The organism is Streptomyces sp. NPDC004667 (assembly GCF_040609475.1).
Lineage (GTDB): Bacteria > Actinomycetota > Actinomycetes > Streptomycetales > Streptomycetaceae > Streptomyces.
In genome coordinates, this window is sequence record NZ_JBEXKC010000077.1 from 21,255 (window position 1) to 35,864 (window position 14,610).

13 protein-coding genes are annotated in these 14,610 nt (G+C 74.1%); 1 reads left to right on the top strand and 12 read right to left on the bottom strand.

What is annotated here, in order from left to right; all coding sequences use genetic code 11:
• Nucleotides 1–20: 20 nt before the first annotated feature.
• The 12 genes from ABZW32_RS31360 to ABZW32_RS31415 all read right to left on the bottom strand — a co-directional run bounded on the left by ABZW32_RS31360 (nucleotide 21) and on the right by ABZW32_RS31415 (nucleotide 12,720).
• A complete protein-coding gene (locus ABZW32_RS31360; protein WP_356222403.1) occupies nucleotides 21–1,679 on the bottom strand; it encodes a glycoside hydrolase family 13 protein in 1,659 nt (552 codons plus the stop codon).
• A gap of 56 nt (nucleotides 1,680–1,735) precedes the next feature.
• Nucleotides 1,736–2,293, bottom strand: coding sequence for a sugar O-acetyltransferase (locus ABZW32_RS31365; protein ID WP_356222438.1), 558 nt, complete (start codon nucleotides 2,291–2,293; stop codon nucleotides 1,736–1,738).
• 38 nt (nucleotides 2,294–2,331) lie between these two features.
• Nucleotides 2,332–3,342, bottom strand: coding sequence for a methyltransferase (locus tag ABZW32_RS31370; protein ID WP_356222406.1), 1,011 nt, complete (start codon nucleotides 3,340–3,342; stop codon nucleotides 2,332–2,334).
• A 266-nt stretch (nucleotides 3,343–3,608) separates the two neighbouring features.
• On the bottom strand, nucleotides 3,609–3,875 hold the full coding sequence (locus ABZW32_RS31375; protein ID WP_356222409.1) for a helix-turn-helix transcriptional regulator: 267 nt from the start codon (nucleotides 3,873–3,875) through the stop codon (nucleotides 3,609–3,611).
• 9 nt (nucleotides 3,876–3,884) lie between these two features.
• Nucleotides 3,885–4,553, bottom strand: a complete 669-nt coding sequence (locus tag ABZW32_RS31380; protein WP_356222412.1) for an HAD family phosphatase — start codon at nucleotides 4,551–4,553, stop codon at nucleotides 3,885–3,887.
• A 137-nt stretch (nucleotides 4,554–4,690) separates the two neighbouring features.
• On the bottom strand, nucleotides 4,691–5,545 hold the full coding sequence (locus tag ABZW32_RS31385; protein ID WP_356222415.1) for an endonuclease/exonuclease/phosphatase family protein: 855 nt from the start codon (nucleotides 5,543–5,545) through the stop codon (nucleotides 4,691–4,693).
• Entirely contained in the window at nucleotides 5,542–6,222 is a 681-nt protein-coding gene (locus ABZW32_RS31390; protein ID WP_356222418.1) for a DUF1349 domain-containing protein, read from the bottom strand. Before ABZW32_RS31390 ends, ABZW32_RS31385 begins: the two co-directional genes overlap by 4 nt.
• The gene (locus ABZW32_RS31395) at nucleotides 6,219–7,052 is read right to left on the bottom strand and encodes an SDR family NAD(P)-dependent oxidoreductase (protein ID WP_356222420.1); all 834 of its coding nucleotides are present in this window, start codon (nucleotides 7,050–7,052) and stop codon (nucleotides 6,219–6,221) included. The genes ABZW32_RS31390 and ABZW32_RS31395 overlap by 4 nt, the downstream gene beginning before the upstream one ends.
• Nucleotides 7,049–8,419: a glycosyltransferase gene (locus ABZW32_RS31400; RefSeq protein ID WP_356222423.1), complete on the bottom strand. Its 1,371-nt coding sequence runs from the start codon at nucleotides 8,417–8,419 to the stop codon at nucleotides 7,049–7,051. Before ABZW32_RS31400 ends, ABZW32_RS31395 begins: the two co-directional genes overlap by 4 nt.
• Nucleotides 8,400–10,202 (bottom strand): 1-deoxy-D-xylulose-5-phosphate synthase N-terminal domain-containing protein, encoded by a 1,803-nt coding sequence (locus ABZW32_RS31405; protein ID WP_356222426.1) that lies wholly within the window; start codon nucleotides 10,200–10,202, stop codon nucleotides 8,400–8,402. The genes ABZW32_RS31400 and ABZW32_RS31405 overlap by 20 nt, the downstream gene beginning before the upstream one ends.
• Complete coding sequence (locus ABZW32_RS31410; RefSeq protein ID WP_356222429.1) at nucleotides 10,199–11,545, bottom strand: aminotransferase class III-fold pyridoxal phosphate-dependent enzyme; 1,347 nt, start codon at nucleotides 11,543–11,545, stop codon at nucleotides 10,199–10,201. The genes ABZW32_RS31405 and ABZW32_RS31410 overlap by 4 nt, the downstream gene beginning before the upstream one ends.
• A 95-nt stretch (nucleotides 11,546–11,640) precedes the next feature.
• The gene (locus ABZW32_RS31415; protein WP_356222432.1) at nucleotides 11,641–12,720 is read right to left on the bottom strand and encodes a phosphotransferase; all 1,080 of its coding nucleotides are present in this window, start codon (nucleotides 12,718–12,720) and stop codon (nucleotides 11,641–11,643) included.
• Between the two features lie 381 nt (nucleotides 12,721–13,101).
• Between ABZW32_RS31415 and ABZW32_RS31420 the strand changes: the two genes are divergently transcribed.
• Nucleotides 13,102–14,499, top strand: coding sequence for a hypothetical protein (locus tag ABZW32_RS31420; RefSeq protein ID WP_356222435.1), 1,398 nt, complete (start codon nucleotides 13,102–13,104; stop codon nucleotides 14,497–14,499).
• Nucleotides 14,500–14,610: the final 111 nt, after the last annotated feature.

Here is a 14,610-nt window from a genome sequence, read left to right on the forward strand (position 1 = left end):
TTCCCACCTTTGCTTGTCGTTCATGATTCGGGGGCTCCGGCCGGGGACCGGCCGAGCCAGACGGCCGCGTGCGGCGCGAGCTCGTGCCCGGACGCCGGATCGCTCGCCAGCAGTACGGTGTGTCCCGGCGGCAGAACCACCGGGCGGTCGGAGAAGTTCACGAGGCACAGGACGTCGTCCCGGCGGAAGGCCAGCACGTCCTCCCCGGCGGGCACCCAGGCGAAGCCCCCGGCCCGGAAGGCGTCCAGGGAACGGCGCAGGCGCAGGGCCCGGCGGTACAGGCTGAGCTGGGAGGCGGGGTCCGCGTCCTGGGCCGCCACGGTGAGGGCGCCCCAGTGGTCCGGCTGCGGGAGCCAGGTGTCCGCGCCGGCGCCGGCGCCGAATCCGTACGGCCGCTCGCCGCCGGACCACGGCAGGGGCACGCGGCAGCCGTCCCGGCCCGGGTTGACGCCGCCGGAGCGGAAGTGGACCGGATCGCGGCGGGCCTGCGGGGGCAGGTCCTCCACCTCCGGGAGCCCGAGTTCCTCGCCCTGGTAGAGGTAGACGGAGCCCGGCAGGGCCAGGGTCAGGAGCGCCGCGGCGCGGGCGCGCCGGGTGCCGAGGGCGAGGTCCGTGGGGACGCCGGCGGTGACCTTCCCGAAGTCGAAGGAGGTGTCGGCCCGGCCGTACCGGGTGACGGTACGGGTGACGTCGTGGTTGCACAGCACCCAGTTCGCCGGGGAACCGGTCCGGGCGCTCGTGGCCAGTGAGGCGTCGACGGTCTCCCGCAGCGCGGCGGCTTCCCAGGCACACCTGAGGAAGGCGAAGTTGAACGCCGAGTGGAGTTCGTCGCCGCGCAGGTAGCGGGCCAGGCGTTCGCCCTCCCCGGTCCAGATCTCGCCGATGAGGACGCGCTCGTCCGGGTAGGAGCGGGCGATGCGGCGCCACGACCGGTAGACGTCGTGCAGTTCCTCCCGGTCGACGTACGGGTGCGGCCGCTCGGCCGGGGGGCGGACCAGGTCGGGCAGTTCCGGGTCTTTGGCCAGCAGGTTCGCGGAGTCCACCCGGATCCCGGCCACCCCGCGGTCGAACCAGAACCGCAGGAGCGACTCGAACTCGGCGCGGACGGCGGGGTGGTTCCAGTTGAGGTCCGGCTGCTGCGGGGTGAACAGGTGGAGGTACCACTCCCCCGGTCGCCCCGCGGCGTCGGTGGTCCTGGTCCAGGCCGGTCCCCCGAACTCGGAGAGCCAGTTGTTGGGGGGCAGCTCGCCGTGCTCCCCGCGTCCGGGCCGGAAGTGGAACGGTTCGCGCTCGGGGGCGCCCGCGGGGGCGGCGAGCGCGGACCGGAACCACGGGTGTTCGCAGGAGACGTGGTTGGGGACGAGGTCGACGACGATGCGGACGTCCAGGGCGCGGGCCTCGGCGATGAGCTGCTCCGCCTCGGCCAGGGTCCCGAAGGCGGGGTCGATGTCGCGGTGGTCGGCGACGTCGTACCCGCCGTCGGCGAGGGGCGAGCGGTACCAGGGGGTGATCCACAGGGCGTCGACGCCCAGCCCCGCCAGATGGGGCAGGCGGGCGCGCAGCCCCGCCAGGTCTCCGGTCCCGTCGGCGTTCCCGTCGGCGAAACTGCGCGGGTAGACCTGGTAGACGACGGCGTCGCGCCACCAGTCCCGCGACGGCGTCCGTCCTCGTGTGGGCACGGCCCACCTCCTTCCCGCACCGGGGCCGCCGCCCGCCGGGCGGCCCGCCCGGTGCCTCAGAGCGCCTCCCGGACGACGCGCGCGGGGTTCCCCACGGCGACGACGCCGGCCGGCAGGTCCTTGGTGACGACGCTGCCGGCGCCCACGACCGTGTTGGCGCCGATGGTGACGCCGGGCAGCACGATGACGCCCCCGCCGAGCCAGGCACCGTCGCCGATGACGATCGGTTTCGCGGTTTCCCACATGCCGTGGCGCAGTTCGGCGGAGTGCGGATGGTTGGCGGTGTACAGCTGGCAGCGCGGTCCCATGCGGACGTCGGCGCCGATGGTGATCGGCGCGCAGTCGAGGAGGACCGCGTCGAAGTTGATCCGGGAGCGTTCCCCGATCTCGATGAAGAACCCGAATTCGCACAGGAGCCGGGGCACCACCCGTACCCCGGGCGCCACGGCGCCGAGCAGCTCCCGCAGGATCCGGTCGCGCTCGCCCTGGTCCGCGAGCGCGGTGGCGTTGAACCGGTCCAGGAGGTTCTCGCAGCGTTTGCGGTAGGGGCGCAGGGCGGGGTCGTCGGCCCGGTAGGGCTCTCCCCCCGCCAGGCGGCCCTTGATCTCGTCCAGTTCCACGGCAACCCCCTCGGGTCCGGCGGTGCGCTCCCTCACTCGCCCGGTGCGGGCTTGATGCCGACCACCATCGATTCGGGGCCGACGAGGTGGCGGACCCGGGTGTCCCGGAATCCGCACTCCCGCATCCAGGCGGTGCAGTCGGCGCCCGTGTAGTCGAACCCTTCCGGTACCTCCATGTGCATGATGAGGCTGAGGATCAGGCCGATGGCGTTGTCGCGCCGCTCGTCGTCGATCAGGGTCTCGTAGACGAGGACGGCGCCGCCGGGGGGCAGGGCCTCGTACGCCTTGCGCAGCAGGAGTTTCTTGGTCTCCAGGTCCCAGTTGTGCAGGACGTGGCCGAACACGATCACGTCGGCCCGGGGCAGGTCGTCCCGGAAGAAGTCCCCTTCCGCGAAGAACTGGCGCTCCGTCAGTCCGTGCGCCGCGGTGTAGGCGAGGAAGCCGTCCCGGGTGGGCGGCAGGTCGAAGCCGGTGGCGGTGAGGTGGGGGTGGCGGAGCAGGACGCGGGTGGACAGCGCCCCTTCGGCGCAGCCGATGTCGGCGAGCGAGCGGTGGTCCTGCCAGGGGAACTCCTCGGCGATCGCCTGCGCCGAGTCGATGCTCAGTGCCGTCATGTCGCGCTGGAAGGAGCGGACGGAGCCGGTGGTCCGGTAGACCGCCTCGTAGTAGTCCCGGCCGGAGTGGGCGCCGCCCAGGGCCTCGCCGGAGCGCAGGACCCGGGTGAGGTCGTCGGCCAGGCCGGTGCTCCGGTCGACGAAGCCGCCGCCGAGGTAGGCCTCGGTCCTGGCGGGGTCCAGATAGGCGTCGGCCGCCGGGGAGTTGGAGTAGTGCGCGCCGTCGCGCTCCAGGAGTCCGAGGGCGACGAGCGCGTCGAAGAAGTCGGGGGCGACGCGCTCGTGGACCCCGGTGCGCGCGGCCAGTTCGCCGGTTTCGAGGGGGCCGGCGGCGAGTTCGCCGAACACGCCCGTTTCGAGGGCGCTCAGCAGGGTCTTCGTCTTCCAGTGCGCCCACATGAGGTCGACCACCGGTTGTGCGGACGTCATGAACGGCACCTCCCTCGCTCGTGACTCGGTACGGACCGTCGGGGGCCGGTGGTGTTCCGCCGGCCCCCGATCGGTGTTCTCTCGGGGTGGATCAGCCCTGGCGGTGGATCTTGATGGTGCGGGCCTGGACGGGCTTCGCGGCGAGCTCGATCTTCTTCATGGTGTGCTCCTTTTTCCATTGGGATGAGGGTCGTTCTCCTGTCGTGCGGTTCCCGGTGTTTCCTTTTCCGTTCGCCGCTGACAGGTATTACTTTGCCGGGGTCGCTTCACGCGGCCAAGTCACGGGATTCCGGGACCGTCGAGGAGATCGGCGCGTTCGTCTGCGCCGCGCACATCGCGAGGAATGCCATCTGAACGCGCGTGGTGGCGCCCGTCTTTCCCCGGATGCGGCGCAGGTAGGTGTCGACGGTATGGACGCTGAGTCCCATGCGGCGGGCAATTTTGCAATAGGTGTCGCCCTCGGCCAGATGCACGAGGACCTCGCGCTCGCGCCGGGACAGGAGGGAAACGGTTTCCTGAACGTTCTCGATCATGACGGGTCCTCAGAATGTCTTGTCGCGCGGAAAGGTGGCCGGCCCGGTGAAGTGCAGGGCCGACAGGTCGGGCAGGATCCGGTCGGCCGCCCCGTGGTCCAGGCCGCGGGTCAGGGCGGTGGGCACCGCCACGACCGTCATGCCGGCCGCCCGTGCGGCCGCGACGCCGGTGAGGGAGTCCTCCACGGCCAGGCAGCGGCCGGGGTCGGCCCCGAGGGCCGCCGCGGCCGTCAGGTACGCCTCGGGATCCGGTTTGCGCCGGGTGACGTCGTCGCCGGTGACGACGGCGTCGAAGTGGCGGCCGAGGCCGTAGTGGCGCAGCCACCGGCGCACCCAGTCGCCGTCGGAGGAGGAGGCGACGGCCAGGCGCAGCCCGGCGGCGCGGGCCCGTTCCAGTGCCCCCGGCACGCCGGGGAGCAGACGGACCAGGTCGGGCGTCATGTGGACCTCCCACAGCCGCCCGAGCCGCCGGCGCAGCGCGGCGTCGTCCGGCGCCGCCGCCCCGCACGCGCGGCGCAGCAGGGCGAACAGCGCCGGATAGCCCTCGGGGCGGCCGCAGACCTCGCGGGCCCAGAACTCCCGGGGCAGCCGCTGCCCGTACTCGGCGAACAGGGCGCCGCAGGCGAGGAAGTCGGGGCGGACGGAGTCCACCAGGGTGCCGTCGAGGTCGAAGATCACGGCGTCGTGGGGGCTTCGGCCGGGAGCGGGGGCGGCGGCGGGGCCGCCGCCCGGACGTCTCGCGGTGGGGTCGGGGCCTTCTGCGGCCGGTCCGGGGGGTCGCACGGGCAATGCACTGCCTTTCGGGGAGGACGGGGTCACCGGCGGCGCAGCCGGATGGTGACGGGCCGGTGGTCGGAGGCGGGCGGGCGGCCTCCGCGCCGGTCGGGCCACGGGTCGGGCGCGCCGTAGGCGAGCAGGCTCGGGACGAGGGAGGGGGACAGCAGGAACAGGTCGATGCGGCGCTGTGCCTCCTGCCCGGGTTCCGTCGTGCCGAAGGTGGGTGAACGCAGGCCCAGGTGGGCGCCCGCGTCCACGAGGAGGGGGTCGGACGGGTCCCCCAGCAGCCGGGCCACGGGGGTGCGGTCGGCCCGGTCGGTCCCGTCCAGGAGGTGGTCGGCCCTGCGGTGGCGGGGCACCCGGCTCCAGTCCGGTTCGGGGTCGCCGGGCGGCAGGCTGTTGGCGTCCATGCCCGCCACCAGCGGCGGCAGGGCGGGGTCGGCGTGGCGGCGCAGGTGGTCCGACTCGATCCGCCGCCCGGTCGGGCTGAACGGGTCGAGGTGCGCCACCAGGAACCGCAGGGGTGTCGTCCAGCCGGGCAGGCCCAGGGTCGCCAGGCCGTGGCCGTGCCAGTGGGTCAGTTCGGGTGCGGGCCGTTGCGTGCCCAGCGGCTCGATGTCCCGCTGCCAGAAGACGGCCTGGTGGCAGCCGGTCTTCGCGGGGAACAGCTCGCCGTCCATGCCGAAGGCGGCCTTGGCGTCCTCGAAGAGCGCCCTGTCGTCGCGGTGCCAGCCCCAGCCCTCCGTGGTGAGCAGGACGCGCGGCCGGAGCGCGGCGACCAGCTCGCACTGGGCCAGCCAGCGTTCGTCACGCCCCGCGAGGCGCTCGATGCCCGCCTCGTAGAGGTTCCAGAACATGACCAGGTCGCTGTCGGCCGCGGTGTCGGCGCTCACCGGCGGTCCGCCAGGGCGCGGGGGCTCCAGCGGGCTCCGGTGAAGAGCGCCGTGCAGGAGTCGGAGAACGGCGCCTGCGCGAACAGGGCGAGCCGTACGTCCGCGTCCGCGGGGCCGAGGAAGGTACGGACGAAGAGCCAGGGCCCGTCCGGGTCCTCGCGGCAGAACACCGCGTGGCGCCCGCCCTCGCGGGTGACCAGCAGCTCGGCGCGCGGGCCGGCCAGGGCCGGTCCCGTCGCCTCGTCGGACAGCGGGCGGGAGACGACGGTCACCACCGCCCAGCCGCCCGCCCGGGTCCGCTCCACGCAGACCTTGAACCAGCCGTCGGCCCCGTGGACGAGGATGCCTCCCGCGTCGCCGAAGGCACCGCCGCGGACGGCGACCCGGGCGCGGACGGTGTGGTCGCCGGCCAGCGTCCGGCCCAGCAGGGGGACGCCGGAGGCCTCGTGGAAGCCGGGCATCGCGAAGAGGTCGGCGCCCCGGTCGGCGCGGATCTCCAGGGTGGCCGCGTCACGGACGGGCACGCTGCCGGGGCCCGAGAACGTCCAGCCGGTGTCGTCGAAGGCGAGGGCGTGTCCCCGGGGCGGGCTCGCGCTCGGCGCGGTCACCGCGGCCGTCAGGGCCGCGGTGACGCCGTCGGGGGCGGAGGTGGTCGCCGCGCCTGCGGGGGCGGTCACGGGGCCGCCATCCCGCCGTCGACGCTGATGGCCTGGCCGGTCACGCGGGGCGCCGACGCCAGGTACAGGACCAGACCGGCGATGTCCTCGGGGGTCTGGAACTCCCGCTGCGGGACCATCGCCCGCATGCGCTCCCAGCACTCGTCCTCGCTCTCGCCGGGGCGGACGAACTCCGAGAGGAGGTAGCGCCACATGTTGGAGCGGACGATGCCCGGACAGACGGCGTTGACGCGGATGTTCTCCTTGGCGACCTCCTGGGCGAGGGCGGCGGTGAAGCCGATCACCCCGAACTTGGCGGCGCAGTAGTGCGCCACCTTGGAGAAGCCCGAACGTCCGGAGACCGAGGAGAAGTTGATGATGGAGCCGCCGCCGGAGGCGCGCAGCAGGGGCAGGGCGGCCCGGGAGGAGAGGAAGACCCCGTCGAGGTTGCCGGACACCACGTGCCGGAACTCGGCGAGTTCCATGGTCTCCACCGGGCTGACGTGGGTGACGCCGAAGGCGTTGACGACCGTGTCGAGACGGCCCTCCCCGTCGGCGATGCCCGCGTAGAGCCGGTCCACGGCCTCCTCGTCGGTCGCGTCGACCTCGGCGGCGGTCACGGCCAGGCCCTCGGCGGCGAGCCGCTCGGCCAGCGCGCGGGCCTCGGTGTAACCGGTGACGGCGGTCGAGCGGTAGTGGTTGAACGAGGACGGCAGCCGGTCGGTGTCGGCGGCGACCACCCGGGCACCCTGGCGGGCGAAGGCCTCGGCCACGGCGGCGCCGATGCCGCGGCCGCCGCCGATGACGAGCGCCACCTGTCCGGTGGGGGCCGGTGCGCGGTCCGTTGTCATGGGGTGACTCCTGTCGGGACGGCGCCCGCCGGGGCGGGCGCGAGGGTGTAGGTCAGCGGGGGCAGGACCAGCGCGTCCAGCAGGCGCGGGAAGGCCCGGTAGTCGGCGAGGTTGCGCTCGGGCGCGGCGACGATGCGGCGCAGGGCCGGGTCGTCGTGGCCGGTGCGCGCGGCGAGGGCGTCGAGTGCGGTGTGGACGGCGTCGTCCCGGCGTTCGAAGAAGTCCCGGAAGACGGCGGTGGCCGCCGCCGCGTCCGGGGCCGCGCCCGTACGGGGTGCGACGCGCACGGCCCCGGGCAGGATCCGGTCGTGGCCGTCCGGAGCCGGGACCGGCTCTCCCGCGAGGGCCCGCAGGAAGAACGCGTCGGTGTACGGGGCCTCGCCGGGCAGGGCCGCGGGTGCGATGTCGCGCGTGAGCAGTTTCCGGGTCAGGACGTCCTCGTCGACCCGGCCGAGCGGTCCCACCCGGCCCATGTCGAAGGTGCCGTGGACGTCGAGGGTGGTCGGGAGGAGGTTGCGGGCGGGGAGCAGTTCGACGGCGGGGCCGACGTCCGCGGCCAGCACGGGCACCCCGTGGGCCAGGGCCTCCAGGACCACCCTGCCGAGGGTCTCCCGCGACGCGGTGCTCGGGAAGAGCAGGACGTCGATCCCGTCGAAGAAGGCGGGGAGCTCCTCCTGGGGGCGGACCCCCTCCATGCGTACGGCCTCCGGGGGGACCCCGGCCCGGCCCAGCGCGGCGTGCACGGCGGCGGTCTCCCAGCGGGGGTCGTTGGGCTTGCCCGCGCAGACCAGGGTGACGGCGCCGTCCGAGGCGCGGTGGCACCGGGTGAACGCCGACACGACCTGGTCGAAGTTCTTGGCGAGCGAGAGCGCTCCCAGATAGCCGATGCGCAGGGGTGCCCCGGCGGGCGGGAGGGGCCGCGGTTCCCGTCGGGGCAGCCGGTCCAGCATGGGGTAGGCCACGGCGGAGCCGGCGTCGGTCACGGACGGGAAGTTCGCGCGGAACAGCCGGCGCGTGTACTCGGTCGGGAACAGGGCCAGGTCACCGGGCCGCACCAGCGGGGCGCACAGCTCCTCCTGGGCCCAGTAGCCCGACCAGAGGGCGGTGTGGGCCTCGCGGACGATCCGGAAGCGGCCTCCGCCGAGCGCGCGCCAGTGGTGGTAGAGGAAGGCGTACGGGCCCGAGCCGGCGTACACCACGTCGTCCTCGCCCAGTCCGGCGACGCAGTCGGGGCCCTTGGTCAGGTCGTGCAGGGTGACGGAGCCGCGCCGGGCGAGGAGGCGGGACATCTCGCGGTGCATGAGGATCGCGCCGTCGACGATGCCGTCGGTCCGCGGCGCGCGGTAGTCATGCGTATGCAGGCGCATGGCCGGATCCCTCCCGGTTCTCCAGCAGCCGTGCGAGGCGTTCGCGCAGCAGTCCGGGGCTCATGCCGTGCAGGGGCAGCTGGTGCCTGTGCACGCGGGTGGCGATGTCCCGGCGGACGGCGTGCACTTCGACGGGCAGCAGGTGCCGGGCGCGCAGGCGCTCCCCGAAGCCGCTGCCGGCTCCGTTGTACTCGACGCTCAGGATGCGGCGCGAGCGTGCGAGGACGTCGAGTACGGCGGGGTCGAGGCGGGGGTCGAGAGCGGCACAGTGCAGGTGGGGCAGGCCCACGTCCCGGTTGGCGGCCTCCACGAGGACGCCCGCGTACCCGAAGGTGACGACGGTGGCGTCGGGTCCGTCGCCGGGCGGGGTGAGCCAGACTCCGCCGTCGATGTCGGCCGAGCAGTCCCGGGCCGGCGGCTCGAACGCGGCGTCGATCATGCTGACGACGTGGGTGGTGGCCGGGTCCCGGGCGAGCCGGTCCAGGCAGGCCTCGAACTCTGCGGCGGTGACCGGCTCGTAGACACGGGTGTGCAGCAGCAGTCCGAGCAGGTTGGTCGCGTTGTGGGCGCCGCCCCAGGCGCCCCAGCTGCGTCCGGCCAGGACGAGGAGGTTGCGGACGCTGGTGGTGGCCTCGGTGAGCATGCTCAGCGAGTCCATGTAGTACATGGCGTCGGTGGCGACGACCTTGGTGAGGTGGTCGGGCAGGGAGAGGGTCATCCCCACGGTCAGGGTCTCGGCGAGACCGGTGTTGGTGTACGGCACGTGTCCGCCCAGTCCGAACCGGGCGGCCATGTCGGGTGTGAACACGGCCAGTTCGCGCCCGGTGCGCTCGCGGTGGGCGCCCAGCATCCGCCCTGCGGTCGAGGCGAAGGACACGGGCCGGCCGGGGGCGGGCCTGGCCGCGCCCGTGTCCGCCGGTTTGAAGCTGTGGTCCCCCTTGCGGGTGCGGCACACGAGCGCGGCCGGTCCGGGGCGGGCGAGGAGCTCGCCGAGGGCCGCTTCCACGGCCCCGTCGTCGCAGCCGTCCACCTCCACGAGGGTCCCCAGGTAGGCGGACAGGTAGTCGGTGTTGAGCGGCCTGGCGAGTGGTTCGATGCCCTTGCCGTTGGCGTCGACGACGAGGAGCAGGTTCGTCAGTCCCGCGTCGTGCGCGAAGCGCAGTGCCTCGAAGGCGGCCCCCTCGTGGAGTTCGCCGTCCCCGGCGAGGCAGACGACCTTGCGGTCGGAGCCGCCGCGCGCGAGCTCCCAGGCGAGGCTGACCGCCTGCGCCAAACCGACGCCGAGGCTGTAGCGCATGGTGGCGCGGAAGCCCAGGTCGCGGTGGACGACGCCGGTGAGGCCGCCCTGGTGGAGGGTGGTCAGGGGGGCGAAGGGCAGGGTTCCGCGTACGTAGTGTTCGGCGTAGAAGGCGGGGGCGATGTGGCCGCGGCCGACGACGAGTTCGGCGGGGCCCTCGCCGGTGCCTTCCGCGCCGGTGCCGCCGTCGTCGACGAGGCCGTGGGCGAAGCAGGCGCGGACCAGGGCCAGTGAGGACAGGTTGCTCTGGAGGTTGCCGGAGCCCGCGATCTCGTGCATCCGCAGCAGGACCTCGGCACTGTCCGCGTAGAGGCGTCGGGGCACCCGTGCGGCGACCTCGCGCAGAGCGTCCAGGAGCCTGCCGCCGTCGCGGCCCTGGCGCTCCATCTCCCGTAACTCGTGCTCGACGACCTGGCGTTCGGCGGGTGTCAGGCGGGGCAGTGCCTCGCGGGCGGGGGCGGCGAACGCCGCGTGGAGGTCGTTCACCGGCCTGCTCCGCGGACCTCGTCGAGCGCCTCGCCCAGGATCCCCAGGATCTCGTCGACCTCCGCCGGGGTGGTGACGAACGCGGGGGCGAGGACCACCCAGTCGTCCTGGCCCCGGATGATCAGGCCGCGGCGCAGGCAGGCCGAGGCCACCCGCTCGCCGAGGCGTTCGGCGCCCTCGCCGGTGGTGGCGGTGGCGCCGGTGAGCTTGACCCCGTAGAGGAGGCCTACGGCGCGCAGGGTGGCTCCGTGGGCCTCGGCGAGGGCGCGGAGCCGGGGCTCGGTGTACGCGGCCAGCTCGGCGATCCGCTCCTGGTAGCCGCCCTCGCGGAACAGGGTGACGGCGGCGAGTCCGGCGGCGGCGGCCAGCGGGTTGGCGGCGTAGGTGTGGGAGGGGGCGAAGGACACCGGCCCGCCGGTCTCGCCGAGCGCCTCGGCGACGTGCCCGGCCATCAGGACGGCGGCCAGGGGCGCGTACCCGCCGGAGATGCCCTTGCCGACGCAGAGGACGTCGGGGGTCACCCCGAAGGTCTGGGCGGCGAAGGGCGCTCCGGTGCGGCCGAATCCGGTGACGATCTCGTCGAAGACGAGCAGGACGTCGTGGCGGTCGCAGACCTCGCGGACCCGGGCGAGGTAGTCGTCCGGCGCGATGGCCATGCCGCGCAGGTGGATGACGGGTTCCATGACGATCGCCGCGACCGAGTCGGGCCCCTCGGCCTCGATGGTCCGCTCGATCATGGACGCGGCGAGGGCCCCCGACTTCTCCGGGGGGACGTCCCAGAAGGACTCCAGGCAGTCCGGCGGCCACACGTGCACGATGCCCGGGAGGCCGGGGCCGAACCGGGTGACGTCGGGCCGTCCGGTCAGGGACAGGGAGCCGAAGGTGGCCCCGTGGTAGCCGTGGTAGTAGCTGAGGACCTTCACCTTGCCGGGGTTGCCGCGGGCCCGGTGGTGGAGCCTGGCCAGGCGCATCGCGGCCTCCACGGCCTCCGACCCGCCGTTGACGAGCTTGGCGGCCGTGATGCCGGGGGGCGCCAGGTCGACGAGGGCCCGCGCCAGTTCGAGGGCGGCGCGGTTGGTGCCGTGCAGGGGCGGGTTGAAGGGCAGGGTGCGCAACTGCCGGGTCACGGCGCCGACGATGGGCTCGCAGTCGTAGCCGAAGCAGGTCACGAAGACGCCGGAGAGCGCGTCGAGGTAGCTGCGGCCGGCCGCGTCGGAGAGGCGGATGCCCTTGGCGGACTCGAAGAGCAGGGACTCCGAGGAGTGCGGCACCTCGAAGCAGAAGGCCGACAGGTCGGCGGGCCAGGAGGAAGCGGCGTCCGATGGTGTGGTGGTGGTCGTCATGTACGGCTCCTTCGGGAGAGGGGACGGGGGTGCGCGGGCACGCCGGGGCGGCCCGGCGGGGGGCGGTGGTGGTTTCGGGGTGGCGGCGGAGGCGGTCAGCCGGCCGCGGCGGCGCTGAGCAGCCGGTGGACGGCGAGTCTTCGCGCCGGGGACAGCAGCTCGAAGTAGGCGAGCCACTGGGGGGTCAGGACGCCCCGGTCGAGGATGTCCTTGGCGATGTCCACGATGACCGGCAGCGAGTGCGCCATCAGGAGGGGCATGAGGAGCACCTCGTCCCCGGGCTTCAGCAGCCCGCGGCCGCGGCCGGTGCGCAGGAAGCGGGCGAGGACGTCACGGGCGGCGCCGGTGTCGGCGCCGCAGGCGAGGACCGCCGTGTCGGCGGTCCAGGCGAGGTCGAGGAGCCGGTCGGCCACCTGGAGGTTGTCGAAGTCGAGGACGGCCAGCACGCGGGCCGAGCCGTGCTCGGAGAGCAGGAAGTGGTGGACGTGCAGGTCCCCGTGGACGACGGAGGGACGGCCGGCGAGCGCCGGGAGCGGCCGGGAGAGGGACCTCAGCAGCGGGGCGGCAGTGGCGAGTTCGCGCAGGACGCGGGCCGCGGCACGGTGCCAGCGGTCCGCTCCGCGCTCGGCCCGGGGCAGCAGGCGCCGTTCGGCGTCCTGGAGGGCGGCCGGCCAGTGCTCCTCCTCCACCATGAGGGGCAGGTGTACGGTGGCCAGCTTGCCGGTCAGGTCCGCGGGGACGGTGTCCAGCGCGGCCCTCAGGGCCAGCCCGGCGGCGACGATGGCGTCGGCCTGCTCGCGGCCCCCGCTCGCCCGCGCCCCGGGGCTGTGGGGCGACAGCTCGCACAGGATCCCGTCGTGCCGGACCGCGGGCCGGCCGTCGGCGGCCGGGACGACGGGCAGGACGGGCACGCCCCGCCGGGAGCAGTGGGCGAGGACCCGGGCCTTGAGGGCGGGGAAGTTCCCCGGCCGGGCGGCCTCGGTGTTCAGCTGCACCTTGAGCACGTGGTCACCGCCGGGCCCCGCGACCCGCCACAGCCCCGCGGTGTGGCTGAGCGGGGCCGCGCCCCCGACGGTGAGCGGGACCGGTCCGGCGGCGCCCCACGCTTCGCCCCAGTGGGTGGCGAGGACATGGCGCACCCACTCCACCGTTCCGGCCGGGGCGGCAACGGTCATCGGCTTACCTTCCGTTCCCTTGATGCTCGCGGCGTCGACGCGCCGCACAACTTTCCTGGAGAACTGTCCTGGACGCGGCTAAGGCAGCCGTCACGATTCCCTCGCGCCCAACCGGAGCCCCGCTCAATCGGGTTGCGCCGAACCGGCCCACCCGTCCGGCCACCCGGGACCGAGACCGCGGACCGGGGCGCACCTCCCGGGCGGGCACGCACCTCCCGGGCCGGGCTTCCACACCCCGCAGTAGATGAAGTTTCAACTGCCAGTCCCGGCAGCCGAGTTGGCCGGATCCCGAGATGACCGGCGCGGCGCCCGCATGGCATGATCAACCTTCAGATTACTTACGAGTAACACCTGCTACCCCGATCTGAAGGTCACACCTACGTGCGCACGCTCACCCGACGCCTCCTGCTCCCCGGCCTGACCACCCTGGCGCTCGCCGCCACCGGCTGCTCCTCGACACCGCACACCGGCGCGGTCGCCGAGGCGGGAGGCTCCCCCACCACCGCGTCACAGGGCGACGGCACCCAGCAGCTGACCGTGGACGCCGCCCCGCAGGGGTCCGCCGCGCCGTCCGCCATCGCCCGCACCCGGACCGGCCAGACGCAGCCCGAGAAGTCCTCGCTGAAGGTCGCCTCCTACGACAAGGCCAGCGGACGGGCCGTCATATCCAAGGCCCCGCAGGGGCCCGGCGGTTCCCCCACCCACTCCCCCACACCCGACCAGCCCGTCGCCGTCGGCGACGTCATCGCCAGCGCCCCGGCGCCCGGCGCTCCGGACGGCCTGCTCGCGAAGGTCACCGAGGTCGTCAAGAAGACCGACAGCGGAACCGAGGTGAAGACCGCCTCCACGACCCTGGCCTCCGTCCTGAAGGACGACAAGGCCGACGGCAAGGTCCCGGTCGACCCCGCCTCCGTAGCCGTCGTGCCCCTGATGAAGGGCGTCACCGTCTCCTGGGCCAAGGGCGGCGGCCTGCGCTCCGGTCCCAACAGCGCCAAGCTGCCCCTCGGCAACCTCCGCCTCGACGTCAACGCCGCCGTCGACACCGCCGAGGGCGCCCCCGTCTCGGCCGGAGCCTCGGTGTCCGGCTTCGTCCAGCTGGCCCCCGAGGTGGAGTTCTCCTACGAGGGCACCAAGGGCGCCGGCGCCCTCCCGCACTCGGCCTTCCTCGGCATGAGCGGCGACTGGTCCTCCCAGTGGGAGCTCAAGGGCCGCGCCGCCGCGAGCACGGGAGCGCCCAAGCGCATCCCGTTCGCCAAGCTGCACAGCTCCCCCGTCATCCAGGTGGGCCCGGTGCCCGTCGTCGTCAACCTCGACCTCACCTGCTACATCCAGGTGGAGGCGGACGGCCGGGTCACCCTCGACGTCCGGCAGGACGTCAAGGGTGACTTCCGCGTCGGCGGGAACTACGCCACGGGCAAGGGCTGGACCCCGGTCAGCACGTCGGCCGTGCAGAGTTCCCCGGTGAAGGCCGAGGTCACCGCGGCCGGAAAGGTCAAGGCCGCGCTCGGCGCGGAGGCCTCCGTCGGCCTGTACGGGGTGGTGGGCGTCGGCGCCGACTTCGCCCCCTACCTGCGCGGCGAGGCCGACGCCAAGGCGAGCGCGTCCACGGACGGCAAGACCTCGGCGACCGCCTCCTGGGCGCTGCACGGCGGCTTCGACCTGAGCGGCCAGCTCCACCTCGGGCTGTCGCTGTTCGGCACGCCGGTCATGGACCGCCGCATCCCGCTGGGCACCCTCAACCGCGAGTGGCCCCTGGCGAGCGGACGGGCCAGCCTCTGACCGGACGCGGCCGCGTGGCCGGCCGCACCGGCGGGACCCCACCGGACGGGCGGGAAGGCGACTGCGCCTCCCGCCCGTCCGGCACGTCCGGCCCCGGGCGCCCCGTATGCC